The following is a 15314-nucleotide window of genomic DNA, read 5'->3' on the forward strand; positions in this document are numbered from 1 at the left end:
AATTTTTAGTTTAACTAAACTTCTCACATTCTGCATTAGTAAACAGCTATTTATGATTGCTATAGTAGCATCTAAAAACAATCAATTCCTACTAGGACTGTAGCTAAATATCATCTTATATTGATGCCAGCTTTTTACTTCATACTTATTCTAGTGCTAGAAATGTTTTTTCTTGAATTACTCTCTACTTTTACTCATTATATTATCTAGATACACCTGATAATTCTCTCTTTCTTTTTAGCTACTTTTTCATCATCAAGTTTGTTTAATTTTGATAGTGCCAAAAGACCAATAAAAGCACTATCACCTCAAAAAAATTAAGGATTACCTCAAGAGTTAAATCCTCTTAATAACTTAGCCAAAAAATTTTAATCAAAACCATTGCTCATGGTAGTAGCTTTTTCCAAAGCTTTAATATCAGAATCAACCATTAAATGTACCAACTCTATAAATGTAACTGATGGTTTCCAACCTAACTTTTCTTGTGCTTTTGTACAATCACCAATTAATAAATCAACCTCCGCAGGACGTAGATAACGCGGGTCAAACTCTACATAATCTTGCCAATTTAGATTTACATAAGTAAATGCTATTTCTAGAAATTCTTGAATAGAATGAGTTTCATTTGTAGCAATCACATAATCATCTGGTTTCTCCTGTTGTAGCATCATCCACATAGCTCTAACATAATCCTTTGCATATCCCCAATCTCGTTTAGCATCCAAGTTACCAAGATAGAGTTTCTTCTGTTTACCCGCTACAATTCTAGCTACAGCACGAGTAATTTTACGAGTTACAAAAGTCTCACCTCGACGAGGACTTTCATGGTTGAATAATATACCATTACAAGCAAAGAGATTGTATGATTCTCGATAATTTATTGTTTGCCAGTGGGCATAAACTTTAGCACAAGAATAAGGACTACGGGGGTAAAAAGGTGTAGTTTCTTTCTGAGGTACTTCTTGAACTTTGCCAAACATTTCCGAAGAACCAGCTTGATAAAAACGAACTTCAATTCCAGTACGTTGTTGATAGTCTCGAATTGCTTCGAGTAAACGTAGAGCGCCCATTCCCACGGCATCTACTGTATATTCTGGAGAATCAAAGCTAACCCTCACATGGGACTGGGCACCTAAATTGTATATTTCTACTGGCTTAACTTCTTCCAGAATTCGACGTAGAGTAGTCCCATCAGTTAAGTCTCCATAATGTAGAAATAATCTAGCATCAGGATTATGAGAATCTTCATATATATGGTCTATTCTATCTGTATTGAAGCTAGAACTACGTCTAATAATACCATGAACTTCATAGTCCTTCTCTAACAAAAGTTCGCTCAAGTATGAACCATCTTGACCTGTAATACCAGTAATTAGTGCTCGTTTCTTTTCAGTCATTGGAGTTAATATTTACTAAGGTAATAAATTGGCATGGGAATGTCCATAATAATTAGCTCAATCGCTACAGTGCAAAAAAATAAATATATATTTATTTTTTTGTTTGCTTATATAGTTTGGTTATACTCTCTACCATCCCCAGATTTCTAGACTAACCTAAAATTGTTCTCATAACCAAGTATTTTGAGTTAATATTTATCAACTTTACTCCTTGAAAAACACTATTTCTCTCAAGCAACTAAAACTGATTTTATTTAAGCTGATCAATTTTGGTTAGTAGGTTAGAAAGATAATAGTTGGAAAAATACTATCAACCTCTAACCCCGTAATAACTTCAATTGATTTTAAATCACTTAGTCATTAATGACAAGCCTTAGTAAGCACCATTATTTTTTGGGAAAACAACAATACCAACTGTTTTAAACATGATCCATATATCTATCCAAAAATTTCTGAAGTTTACATAAAAAAGGTCAATTTGAACTCTCTTAGGATAGGGAATATCATTGCGACCAGAAACTTGCCATAAACCTGTAATTCCCGGTTTGATTGTCAGAATTTTATCCATGTGATGACCATATTTTGGTAGTTCTTCAACCACTAATGGTCTAGGCCCTACAACGCTCATATCACCTTTCAAAACATTCCAAAATTGGGGAAATTCATCTAAACTCGTTACCCTGAGAAATTTACCTATCCATGTAATTCTAGGGTCATGTTTTAATTTAAAACTTTCTTGAAATTCTTGGCGCAGATGAGGATATGTTTCCATAATTTCTCCTAACATCTCATCTGCATTTTTCACCATAGTTCTAAACTTCAAACAACGGAAAAGCTTTCGATTTTTACCCACTCTTTCTTGAACATAAAAAACAGATCCTGGTGAGCTAAAGACAATTAGTAAAGCTATAAACAGGTAAATAGGGGCAAACAATATGAGAACCGACAGAGAAAACAGGATATCAAATAATCGTTTATAACATCCTACCTCTAGGCCCTCTAGAAATCGACTTTTTTGTCTATCTCTGGGGAGGAAAGGTTGAAAACCGTGTCCTGTAAACCCTCTAATTACCTTGCCAGAGATGAATTGGCTATCGGCAGTCATCTTACTCCTTCACTTCACACCACACACAGTCCTGATCATAAAGCTTATAGCGAAATAGAGGGCAAATTTAGTTACGAAAAAGATGACTAATTTTGGAAAAGGACAATTATTTGGCTCTCGCTTCGGACACTTGGGTGCCTCTATTGATAGATTTTATACAAATCTTTGATTTGTATTAATCTCAAGATTAACCATGAGGATTATGATAGTCCCATATTTATATGAAATGCTAAAATTTTTGCTACAAATATAGCAATGTGCGCTGGCATATTTACAAATTGCAGGAGGTGTTCAATAGCTCAAAGTCTTATCTGACCAGCTTTTTATTCCCCCAAATGAGGTGTTCCCTATTGCCTGTTCCCTGGGCGCAGCGCTATAATTAGGATCTTCAAATGAGTCAGGAGGCATAATTTAGAAGTCAGGAGTCAGGAGGAATAGCCTACATATCATGTATTAGAGTAAAACTCTGTTTTTAGTCAAATCGACATTTCTGGGTAAAGTTTTTGAACCAGTTAAATTATTCGTATCATTCTTTTTTATATTTCATATTTCATATTAGATATTTACTATACCTACTTAGTTAATATCAGCCTATACCACCAGTCAATCGGCAATTATAAATAGTCAGTAGTTAAAGTTCAAGTTGAATCTATTGCAACATGAAAGTATAGCAGTACGTTCTTTGGTTAGGACAATAAATTTGAGTGAAAAGGCAATAGGGAGCAGGGAGTTGGGAGTTGAGAATAGGAAGACTGTAGTAAAAAACATCTGAAAAATAGCCTCAAAAGCTTACGTAGCAATAATTTAACGTCAAATTAGCTTGTTTGTCGATCTATCTAGGTTTTCCTCGGTCATGCTACCCAAAGAGGAATTTTGAGCCTATTGATGTATTTCCTTTGTCCTGTATGGGTTTGAGCTATTTTTACCCTCAAAAATATCAAAGTACCTATAGGAAATAGAAGAATCTCCGCGCCCTATTTGCGTAGTGCTATAGTGTGATATTCTACATCTAGCATAGGTTAAACACTAACAGTCGCAGAATTAGCACTCTCAATAATTATATTCTCAATTGCCTCAGCAGATAAACTAGGATTAGCCTGTTTAATTAAAGCTGCTACACCTGCAACATGGGGTGTTGCCATAGAAGTACCAGCAAAGAAACTGTATAAGTTACCTGTTATTGAAGGAGCTACAGGTCCATAAATATCTCCTGCATCTTCAGGAAAACCATCTCCTCCTGGGGCCACAACATAATCCAGTTCACCTCCAGCTTTATTAGAAAAAGAAGAAAATTGGGCATTTCGATCTACTGACCCAACTGCAATTCCATATTCATTAGCTAATCTTGCTGGATAATCAGGACTGCTTAAACTACCATTACCTGCTGCAGAAACAAATACAACACCTCTGTCAGAAGCATAACGAATAGCATCGAGTTCGCTGGGGACTAAATTTCTCCCACCAGAACTAAAGTTAATTACATCTGCTCCATTCTCAACTGCATAGAGAATAGCTGATATTCCATCGCTAACCCTACCCACCCCTTCATCATTTAGTACCCGGAGAGACATAATTTTAGCATTTGGAGCTACTCCAGTTGTTCCTACTCCATCTCTCTTCGCAGCAATTGTACCTGCGATATGAGTTCCATGACTTTCTTCATCCCTTGGGCCATTGTCATTATTGACAAAATCCCAACCCCAGGTATCATCTATATAACCATTATCATCATCATCAATACCATTATTGGGAATTTCACCGCTATTGCTCCACATTTGGCCTGTTAATTCAGGATGGGTATTATCTACACCACTATCAATGACAGCTACTACAATACCTTCTCCCTGAAAACCTTGATTCCAAACTTCTGGTGCTTTGACTAAATCTAGTCCCCACTGATTTCCGCCGATATCTGGAATATCTGGAAAAGGGGCAGCTCCAGTAGCACTGGCCACTGCTGCTGAGGCATCAACTAAACCATATCCAAAAGTACTGTTAAAGCTTGACTGTATAGAACTAGCTGTTTGTGGAACTTCATTTATACTTATAGTATTATCAAAAATCAAGCGACTTTCAACAAGTTGTGTGTCAGATATTGCTTTAATTCTTGCTAAAATTAAACCATTTGTCTGAACTTGAATTAATGTATCCCCCGATAAAGAATCTGCTGTTAATAAGATATCATTTTCTGTTAAATTTTCTGGTATTTTAATTCTGTCAAAATTAAAGTCAAAATCATTAATAATATCTGCCATGTCTATATTATTATTTTGATATTCTCGCAGCACAAATGTGTCATTGCCTGATCCTCCAATTAATGTATCTTTTCCTAAGTCTCCAGAAATTAGATCGTTACCATCTTCACCTAATAAAAGATCGTTTTCTTTACCTCCAAACATTGTATCGTTGCCTAAATCTCCATAAATTGTATCGTTGCCTAAATCTCCAAAAATTTGATCGCTACCTTGGTCAGCATAAATCAAATCATTATCTTTACCTCCTCGTAAAGTATCAGAACCGTCCCCACCAAATAGGTTGTCGTTGCCTTTATTACCATTAATTAGTTCAGGATTTGATGAGCCTATTACTGTATCATTACCATCTAGAGCTTTTAGACCTTCTGGGTATGGAGTCAGTAAATTTAGGGGTACAATAAAGTTATTAGGATTGTTATCTAATGAATAAGATAAACCATCAGAGCTAGGACCAATCATTGCATTCTTTTCTTGATACTAATTTTTAGTATAGGCGCACTTTATTTATTTTGCGTTAAATCATATATTCCCTTTTTCCCTGATGCCTTAAATTTCATTAATCTTAGGAAATTAATTATTTTGCTTTAGCAACTTTTCAAAGTTATTCTTTCTGATTATTCCTATTCATTAGGAGTCTTACTTATTCCTATTTTAATTATTTTCCATTTCATATTCAGCTTTTTGATAATTCTTTTTATTGTATCTTTACTTACCTCTATTTACAATTTTTTTTGAATTTTAACCATCACTTTATTGAGACTTTTTGATTCAGATTTTACCATCTATTTTGTCTAAATTTTTTAACCTACATTCCGCACTTCAAAACTTAGTATAAATGGCAAGTAGTCAGTAGTCATTTAGGGGAGCAGTCGGATTGGCGACGTACATTAGTCAGTAGGCAATGACCCTGACTAATTAGGGCTTGCTGATTAAATCTAAAAGTATTTACAGATAAAGGTTTTCGCCTTTTTGGGGTCGAATTGCAGTGCCTGGTTTTCAGCTCTTCATGCTCAAAAAGGAGCGTATTTTAGGCGCATAGTTAGGCAGAAAAATCAAAGGACAATTCTTACTGCTACCTCCTCGTTCATTCCCTTTTCTCCTGTCTCCTGTCTTCCACTCCACCGGAGGGGTTAGGGGTGGGTTGTCTCCTGTCTCCTACCCTCACCCATAAGACTTTTTCAGCAAACCCTAATAATCTGACTCCATCAAATATTTATGCTTGATTTATTCAATTAAATTTTGCTTTCGTCTCAGTTAAATTATGATGATTTATAGACTATAAATACCGATAACACACTGATATTTGTGCTACTTTTTATGTAACAAATTGACGTGGGGAATCTGATTTTCAAAATCATTATCCCCTTTTAATGCCCAATTTTTTCGATTATTCTTTACTTTTTGTATGCAACGAGCAACTTTATTACTCTTAATCAATACCACCATGTGATAGTCTTAAATCTAATCTTTTCTTGATTTTTTTGATTTGCTATTCCCTTAAAATAGGTTTTTTCCTATTTGCTTTCGTTCGTTATTGTTTAAATTTTTGAGGAATCTATCTCCTTGATTATTGTATCTTGATAACAATTTATTTTTCATCAGGCAATGTAGCAAGACCAACATTAGTAGTGGAATGACCACTCTTAAATGTTGCTTTGGAAAAAATGCTCAAACTTTGCCAGAATAGAAATTAAACTCAAAAAGCTAATGCACTCTTTAAAAGTAATAATTCCAGTAGTGGATTGACACATCTAAAATGGTGCGTTATGACGGATTGTTAAATACTCTTCACAAATTATATTTTAGACATCTAACGCACCCTAATGGACTGTTTGAGCTAAAATACTGCATTAGATTTGTCATTTTAGCTAGAGGAAGTTATCTCTTAAAAATTTGTTATTGCAACATTTAAGATTAAACAGTCCACTACTGGATTGACACGCCTTAAATGTTGCTAAAAAAAAAGCTTAAACTTTTGCAGAACAAGAGTTACATCAAAACAGCTAATGCACTATTCTAGCTTTGTCAGTCCAGTAGGTTTTGAGCGAGAAGTTAGTAAATCTGTTCCAAATCACCTCAACAGCTATTCAAAAGGCCATTGAAGGAGGTGAAATTAAATTTATCCAGAAAAATGCTATCCAGAAAAATGCTGGTGGACTTGGTGTTTGCTTTAGTTGTGTATAATTTCTAGAACTAAACAGTAAATAGGGAAAGCTGACAAGGACTAAACGAGAGACGGTGTTGAGGCGATAGCCCATAATTTAATATTCCTTGCTTGTGCTTATGAGTACCATAACCTTTGTTATTAGTCAAGTCATAAACAGGATACTTTTTTGCTAAACGTATAATCAATGTATCTCGCCAAACTTTAGCCACAATACTTGCAGCAGCGATCGCTAAACACTTACTATCTCCTTTAACAATGACCTTCTGAGGTATAGATAAATCTTTAATTTGCTGATTCCCATCAACCAAAACCAAATTTGGCCGACATTTTAACCTAAGAACAGCTCGCCTCATAGCCAATAAAGAAGCTTGTAAAATATTCAAACGGTCAATCTCGCGCACGGAAGCTATACCAATTTTACAATCCAAAGCTATAGCTTGAATCTCACTAGCCAAATGACTACGACGCTTTTTTGTTAATTTTTTACTATCTGTTACTTCTCCCCCTTGATAAAGGGAAGCTAGAGGGGATGGCAAATCATCCAATTCTGGCAAAATTACTGCTGCTGCCACTACAGGCCCAAATAATGCTCCACGTCCTACTTCGTCCACACCAGCAGTGATAGGTTCAATTATATTAACAGGATATACCATTTATTCTTGAGTAGGGGAGTAGGGGAGTAAGGGAGAAGTCATTTCAGTTATCAGTTATCAGTTATCAGTACCTCTGGAATAAGGAGGCTTGACATAAGGAATATTCTCTTTTTTTTATCCCCTTAATAAGGATAGGCTTTAGACCACAATTTATCGGTAAACATAAGAATAATTAACAATAACTGGTTAATAATCATCAAAAAATTATTCATTATATGTTAATTACTTAATAACTGAAGTGTCACTTAAGCGTGGCACTTTTTTTAAAATTGGTATTACAGAACTGAGGTTTATAGATATAGCAAGGAACGAGTTGGTGTTTGATAGAGATTGATGATGAACTTGAGACAGAGAAAAGCTTTTACCGAATAATATTGGTTTAAAGCCTCTCATTTAAAGGAGAAAAAATTTTTTCTTTTGCGTCAATCCTCTTCTTTTCAAGGAGAGGTAATAATTAATAATTAATTATTAATTATTAATTGTTGAACACTGTTCCCTGTTCCCTACTATAAATATAAATTCTGTTTATTCTTCTGTCGGTGCTGAAGAACGACGACGCCGTCGCCGAACTTGCCCTGAATCACCAGGGTCATTGCTATCTGAACTTATATCGGCATCTGGATCGCTAAATTCTACCTCGTACTGACCATTTTCCTCATCACTATCAAAATTAATTTGCTCCTCTTCCTCTAAAGACATTGATGAGTCAACCTCCTCTAATTGTGGATCTTCATCGTTATTCTCCTCTTCGTACTCTACTTCTGACTCAAGCTCAACATCTTCTTTTTTTTCTGTTATTTCTCTAATACTTTTCTCCCCAGGTTGCTGAATAGAAATAATTACTGATTTAGGACTTTTAACCGTTCCCTCCTCTAAAAGTGTTATTGGAGAAATACCCATCAAAGCATAAACATCTTGCTCATCAGGTGTCATTTCTACTGTCACTATCTCTGGAGGTTCAGTAATAGGTCTAATTATCTCTCTTCCCGGGCGTCGATTAGGTGTTGTTAGTGGATATCCTTCTGAAAGCATAGGATATTCCATATCTGTGCCCATTTCTCTTTCTTGCAATTCTAATGATTCATCTTGCATTGTTTCACCGACTCCTACTCGTCGCCGTCGTCGCCGTCGGTTAGATTCTTGATAACTAGGGTGATTCAACAATTCTAAATCTGAGGAATGATTAGTAGACTCTACTTCTTGATATCCTTGTGTAGTCTCCCCAGTAGAAGTTTGAGTTGCTGTTACCAAAGTTGGAGGAGCAATAGTTGGTCTCATAGTTTCTTCGACCTCTGGGGTACGACTAACCACAGACAAATTAACTTCCTCCATCGGAATTTCTGATTCCCCTGGTAAACGAACTAAATGTCCTAATCCATTACAGCTAGGACAAGTGTGACCAAAAAGTTCATATACATTTTGACCTTGGCGTTTACGAGTCAACTCAACTAACCCCAATTCTGATAACTGAGCTATTTGAGGTCTCGCTTTATCAGCTTTGAGAACTTGATTAAAGTGTTCAAGAACTTGGAGTTGGTCTCGCCGTGAGTCCATATCAATAAAGTCCACAATAATGACTCCAGCAATATTACGCAGGCGTAGTTGACGAGCTATTTCTGTAGCTGCTTCACAATTTGTCCAAAGTACTGTTTCGCGAGCTGTAGCGGAGCGTGTGAAGGAACCGGAGTTGACATCTATCACAGTTAGTGCTTCAGTAGGTTGGATAATAATGTAACCACCAGAGGGTAAGTCTACTCTAGGTCTAAGAGCTTCTCGAATGGCTGCATTAACCCGGAAATATTCTAGAATCGGGATACGATCGCTATGATAGTCAATTAAAACTTGTAGTGGTTTGCCCCCGCTCCAGTTAAGCAGGTGTTTTTTGACTCGCTTCACTGCCTCATTGGAGTCCACTACAATCCGATTTACATCTGTGCTATACATATCTCGCAGTACTCGTTGAATAAAGTCACTATCACGATTTAGTAGTGCAGGTGCTCTATTGGAGTTGCCCTCCATTTGAATTGTTTCCCACTGTTTCTGCAAGAGTTCTAAATCTTCTAGAATTGCTTCTTCTTCCATTCCCTCTGCTTCAGTACGGACTAATAGTCCCATGCCTGCTGGTTTGATTAAAATCGCTAATGCTCTGAGGCGATTTCTTTCGTTTTCAGAACGAATACGTCGGGATAGGTTGACACCCCGTCCATAAGGCATTAGGACTAAATAGCGACCTGGTAGAGTTATGTTGCCTGTTAAGCGTGGTCCTTTTGTCCCAGTGGGTTCTTTCATCACTTGCACCAGGACTTTTTGTTGGGGTGTAAGTAGTTCTGTTATTGCACCGGAAGACCGTTTTAATCTTAATGGCCCTAAGTCGCTAACATGAATAAATCCGTTGCGTTCTGGATCTCCAATGTTTACAAATGCTGCATCTATCCCAGGTAGTACATTTTCTACTACTCCTAGATATATATCACTAACTTGATGGCTACCTGTAGCAACGACAAGTTCTTGTATTTGGTCTTCAGAAAATACCGCAGCAATTCTATGTTGCTCGGCAATAATTATTTGCTTTGGCATTCAATTCCCTCAATTGCTTAATAAAAATGTGGCGCTATAAATTAAGTCACCTTTGGTGTTATTTAGGTTATTTGTAATCTTGGATATTCACTACAATGCTTGTTTTTTTCGGTGAATTTTACTTCTTTTTTGGCGTTTGTGATTTGAGGTATGAAATCAGTAATTTAGGTAAATTAAGAGTAATTCTTTGAATGGCAAGATTAGATATTGTCTTTACTTAGATTGACCGAAAAGCACTTTTCTTTCTCCTGAATCCTGTCTTTCTCCTGAATCCTGACTCCTGACTCCTGACTCCTAAGTAATTAAAATGAATATCATACACTAATTCACTAACGCCTCTTTTTTTTTGATAATGCTTGGTCTGGTGTTGAGTAGTTTAAGCTTCAGTTTACCCTTACCCAGTTGAATACTTCTACCAACTTATATCTTATTGTATTTTCAATTATTCACACTCAAAATAATCCAATTTTTTTACAAATCTTCATTTTTTGACCGGTTCTATATCAACCTAAATTGTATTGCTTATGATTCACATTTTTGTAATTTGAATGAAATTACAGCGTTTTTTATGACCTAAAGAAATACGTTAAGTCAGCTTTGCTAGAGGCATAAATAATCAGGTATATTTTTGCTGTAAACTCTATATTAGAGCGGAACTAAATTTATTAGTGAATCAAGGTAAAAAATGTTTTTTAGGTTTAGAAAGACAGTAAGCATTCAGCTATTAGTAAGTCAGCACTTCCTTCCGAATGCTACGCAAACAGCAGTTAGTAATGAATAATTACTTCTAAGGTTCAGGAAAGGGACTTTGGCAGCAACTTTTATTCAAACTCAATTTCAAAGGTTGCTTTTACCTTTCCCAAAATTAATAGCTGACGGCTGAATGCTTAGGAAAGATAAGAGAGTAAAGGTTTCCTGATTCAAATCCCGATCATTTATTTGTAGGATTTCTATTCCAACTTATACCTTCTTACCTTTTTCCTCCTTTGTAAAGTAATTTTATCAATTCTGACACTAAAAAAAACAAAAACCTAACTATAGATTCTTATTTAATTTATATCACCTCAAAAACAACTTTTTCCGGTGAGAATGCAATAATTCAAACTCCTGTTTGCTTACTTGTTCCAGCATATAAATTATATGTTGTGGTCTTAGTAAAGTTCCATCATTCTGATAACTTCCTACATAACGAAGAATGCCATCTATTTTAGCGTCCCATTTCGTTTCTAAAGAAAAAATATCAGTGGTTGGATACTCTATATACTCCAACTCAAATAAGCGATCGCGTAAGTTAATAACTTTTACTTTACCCGACTTAGTTGTTTGTTCCCACAGAATTGACTCACTATTATTTATTGCCTCTACCCACCCTTGCCAATTTAGCTTTTCTTCTGTTGTTTGATTGTGGAAATCTTTTGTTAAATTTTCTGAAGATTCAGCTATTTTTCGGACTTTCAAAATATATTCTGCTTTCTCCAATATCTGAGATACAGAAGGACTCTTTACCTCTACTTCTTCAACCTTATATATAGGTATATCCGTTGGTAAAGCAGCTCCCAGTTTATTTTGAAATGCTACCACATCCATTCGTTCTGTCAACTCAAAATCCACAATTTCCCCTGTGCTAGTTGTTCCAAGAGATAAAGCACTAGCCGGAATAATTCGTGGACTTGGATGATATCCTCCTGTAAAAGCAATAGGTATAGAGCTGCGACGAACTGCCCTAGCAAATAGTCGAGCTAAATCTAAATGACTAACTAAAGCCATTTCTCCCAACTTCCCTAGCCAAACTCTTAGACGTTGTACCTTATTCTGGTTTGGTACAAACTGACCATCAAACTCTGGAATAGACAAAGGTGGAACTACAATATTATGACCTAAATCGGGACCACATACACCACAATGAGAACAAGTTGCGAAAAAGCAGTCCGGAACAGTTATTGCTGCTAAAGCTCTGTGCAAATCTTCTTTTAGCCAATTTTTATCAATTCCAGTCTCTATATGGTCCCAAGGTAGAGGTTGGTCAAGTAGAGATGATAAGTTTTGAACAGAAGTAATTTCAGTAGAATTTTCTGTATTTTTAAATACATTCCACTCACCATTTTCTACTTGGCGATATTTCCAACTCAAGTCTGATTCTGCAATAGCTTCACTCCATGCAGCAAAAGCTCTGTCCAAACTTTCCCACCAAGAGTCCATTCCTGCTCCTCGTTCCCAAGCACGGCGAATTACAGATGCTAGACGGCGATCGCCCCTACCCAGAAAGTCTTCCATTGCTGAGATACGAACATCGGTATAATTTACCTTTACACCTTTCATTCTTCTAAATTCTGCCTTCAGTAATTCTTGCTTACGTTCAAATTCAGCTACTGAGACAGAATGCCACTGAAAAGGTGTATGAGGTTTTGGAGTAAAGTTGGAAATTGTCAGAGTCACCTGTAGTTTCTTGCGACCTTTAGTTCTGCACTCTTGTTGTAACCAATGAACTGTTTCTGCAATACCCAACACATCCGCATCAGTTTCACCAGGTAAACCAATCATAAAATAGAGTTTAACCTTATCCCAACCTTGTTCATAAGCGGTTTTGACTCCTCGCAAAAGTTCTTCATTTGTCAATCCCTTATTAATAATGTCCCGCATTCTTTGCGTGCCTGCTTCTGGTGCAAAAGTCAGACTACTTTGCCTCGTACCACCAATAATATTGGCAATATTTTCATCGAATCTATCAACTCTTTGACTTGGTAGAGATAGGGAAATATTTTCATCTTTGAGGCGGTTTCTAATTTCAGTGCCTACTGCTGGCAATGCTAGATAATCAGAACAACTTAGGGAAAGTAAAGAAAACTCATTATGTCCAGTAACTCTCAAACCTTTTTCGATAGTATCTATTATTTCTTCTGGGTCTACATCTCTTGCTGGTCGAGTCAACATACCTGGTTGACAAAAGCGACATCCTCTGGTACATCCACGTCGTACTTCTATTACCAGTCGGTCATGGACTGTTTCTACATAAGGAACTAAACCTATAGAATAAGCTGGCATGGGAGTGGCCACTCGGCGCAAGATTTTTTCTGGCACATCCTTACGAATGGGGAACACAGAACCATCTTTAGCCATTTCATAAAATTGTGGCACATACACCCCAGGAATTTGGGCTAAATCTAACAGTAATTCTTCTCTAGTTAATCCATTAGTTTTTCCTTGCTCAACTATTAGTCCAATTTCTGGCAGTAACTCTTCTCCATCTCCTAAAGCAATAAAGTCAAAAAAGTCTGCATAAGGTTCTGGGTTTGAAGTTGCTGTTTGACCACCTGCAAAAATTAAGGGATAGGTTTGTTGTGCTTGAGGAGACTGGGACGTTAATTTTCGTTCTTGCCAAGTTAGGGGAATACCTGCCAAACTTAGCATCTCTAAAATATTTGTAGCTCCTAGTTCATAACTGAGGCTAAATCCTAGAATATCAAAGTCAGTGAGCGATCGCCTTGATTCTACAGCAAATAGTGGGGTATCTGTAGCTCGTAATTTCTGTGCTAAGTCTGGAGCTGGTAAATATGCGCGGTCGCATAGTTGTCTTGGTTGAGAGTTTAAGATGTTATAAAGAATTATATGTCCTAAATTAGAAGCTCCTACTTCATAAACTTCTGGATAGGTTAGTACCCAGTGGACTTGAGCATTGTCCCAAGGTTTATGGAAGGTTCCCAACTCATTACCAAGGTAACGAGCAGGTTTTAATATTTCGGATGTTAGTAAATTCTCTACTGCTACTGCCACTATTCGTACCTAACTTGTATTTTTTGGACACACATATTTCGGCGTTGCTGAAATATGTGTATGATATTAATCTTAATTACTTAGGAGTCAACCCACCCCTAACCTCTCCCAGGAAGGGAAGGACCGAGTCAGGAGAGAAGAAAGAAGAAGAAACAGTAGTAGAAGGAGAAAGTTTTTTACTCGCGCTCTTATCCTGACATGATATCGTACCTCAAATCAGCAATGCCCATATTTCAAGATAACACCAAAAACTTACTACTGGCGTGACATGCCTAAAACTGTGTAATAGATTTTTGTTTCTAGTGTCTTTATCTACCATCTCCCCATCTCCCCATCTCCCCATCTAATCCACCATTTTAGCTGTGTCAGGCCACTACTGTGAAATTCTGATTTACAGATGACAAGTTACTGGTAATTTCAAGTTCAAATGATTCATATCACTCTCTTGTCTAGGATTAGATCACCTACAAGAGTAAGCATTTAGCAGAGAATTTAATTATGTAGGGTTTTTCTATTAGCAATGGAACCAAAATGTATGATTCAGAAACTTGTATCTAAAGCTCTTTATTTTCGCAGACTGACTCCTGAAATCGAAAATCAAATCAACTTAGAGTTGACACGACTTGGCTATATTTCTGATGTAGATTATGAAGCATTAGAATTATTAATGGAGGAGATGGATGCAGGCAGAGTCCAGCTTGTTCCCAGTATATAAACTGCAAATCATTTGAATTTTATTATGGTTGAAAATTTCAGATGTTTAACTGATATCTAACATCTATCAATTGTTGGTATTTGGTATATTATGTAAGTCTTTGATAGATAGCCTTGGTCTTTGAAAAATAAATGCTTTAATGGGTATAATTATTTAGTTGATTGTATCTGAGTCTAGTGAGTTAGTTGAATTATGATTATATTTTTTGTTAGGGTGCATAAATCTGAATTTTATATATAATTTTGATATTTTATCTAGATTTTGTGAAGTAGATTTATTTTATGTAGTTGGAGATAAATTTAAGAAGCATAAGTTAGGTGTATTAGGTTGAGATTTTGAGTGTTGATTAATTCTTTATTTGTTATTTTCATGCTATCTTCTCTACATCATTAACACAAGTTCTAAGCTTAATAAGTTTTCATAAAAATTTTTCATCACTAAATCCAGTTGAGATAGACCAGACAAAAGTCTACTATAATCCATCTCTATCAAGCTTTTTTCCATAATATACTTGGTCTATAGTAATCATATTTGGTATAACTTTAGTCAAATTCAATAACCTCTAATATTATGTCTCTTTAAATAACCACAATAAAAAATTTAGAGAGTAGGAAGTAGGGAGTAGAGAACAAGGGGAAGTTTGAAGAATATTATCTCTCATAGACATAGAGAAG

Annotated in this window: 9 protein-coding genes; 3 read left to right on the plus strand and 6 right to left on the minus strand. The window is 36.0% G+C overall.

Annotated elements, in window-relative coordinates; genetic code table 11:
- Positions 1 to 368 precede the first annotated feature (368 nt).
- The 3 genes from gmd to F6K18_RS22145 form a co-directional block, all read right to left on the minus strand.
- Positions 369 to 1397, minus strand: a complete 1029-nt coding sequence (gene gmd, locus F6K18_RS22135; RefSeq protein WP_287524115.1) for a GDP-mannose 4,6-dehydratase — start codon at positions 1395 to 1397, stop codon at positions 369 to 371.
- A gap of 373 nt (positions 1398 to 1770) precedes the next feature.
- Entirely contained in the window at positions 1771 to 2502 is a 732-nt protein-coding gene (locus F6K18_RS22140) for a sugar transferase (protein WP_124147618.1), read from the minus strand.
- 1019 nt (positions 2503 to 3521) lie between these two features.
- Complete coding sequence (locus F6K18_RS22145) at positions 3522 to 5216, minus strand: S8 family serine peptidase (RefSeq protein ID WP_287524118.1); 1695 nt, start codon at positions 5214 to 5216, stop codon at positions 3522 to 3524.
- A gap of 1581 nt (positions 5217 to 6797) precedes the next feature.
- Between F6K18_RS22145 and F6K18_RS22150 the strand changes: the two genes are divergently transcribed.
- Positions 6798 to 6941 (plus strand): hypothetical protein, encoded by a 144-nt coding sequence (locus F6K18_RS22150; RefSeq protein ID WP_287524121.1) that lies wholly within the window; start codon positions 6798 to 6800, stop codon positions 6939 to 6941.
- A gap of 9 nt (positions 6942 to 6950) precedes the next feature.
- Here the strand turns inward: F6K18_RS22150 and F6K18_RS22155 are convergent, their stop codons facing one another.
- From F6K18_RS22155 to F6K18_RS22165, 3 genes are all read right to left on the minus strand, one after another.
- Complete coding sequence (locus tag F6K18_RS22155) at positions 6951 to 7577, minus strand: ribonuclease HII (protein ID WP_287524124.1); 627 nt, start codon at positions 7575 to 7577, stop codon at positions 6951 to 6953.
- Between the two features lie 525 nt (positions 7578 to 8102).
- Positions 8103 to 10154 carry an Rne/Rng family ribonuclease gene (locus tag F6K18_RS22160; RefSeq protein WP_287524127.1) on the minus strand — a complete coding sequence of 684 codons (2052 nt, stop codon included), beginning with the start codon at positions 10152 to 10154 and terminating at the stop codon, positions 8103 to 8105.
- Between the two features lie 1059 nt (positions 10155 to 11213).
- Positions 11214 to 13925, minus strand: a complete 2712-nt coding sequence (locus F6K18_RS22165; protein WP_287524130.1) for a TIGR03960 family B12-binding radical SAM protein — start codon at positions 13923 to 13925, stop codon at positions 11214 to 11216.
- A gap of 44 nt (positions 13926 to 13969) precedes the next feature.
- Here F6K18_RS22165 and F6K18_RS22170 point away from each other — a divergent pair, with 44 nt between their 5' ends.
- A complete protein-coding gene (locus tag F6K18_RS22170) occupies positions 13970 to 14122 on the plus strand; it encodes a hypothetical protein (RefSeq protein ID WP_287524133.1) in 153 nt (50 codons plus the stop codon).
- Positions 14123 to 14460: 338 nt separating this feature from the next.
- On the plus strand, positions 14461 to 14640 hold the full coding sequence (locus tag F6K18_RS22175; RefSeq protein WP_287242750.1) for a hypothetical protein: 180 nt from the start codon (positions 14461 to 14463) through the stop codon (positions 14638 to 14640).
- The last annotated feature ends 674 nt before the right edge of the window (positions 14641 to 15314 follow it).

The organism is Okeania sp. SIO2C2, assembly GCF_010692625.1.
In the GTDB taxonomy this organism is placed as follows: domain Bacteria; phylum Cyanobacteriota; class Cyanobacteriia; order Cyanobacteriales; family Microcoleaceae; genus Okeania; species Okeania hirsuta.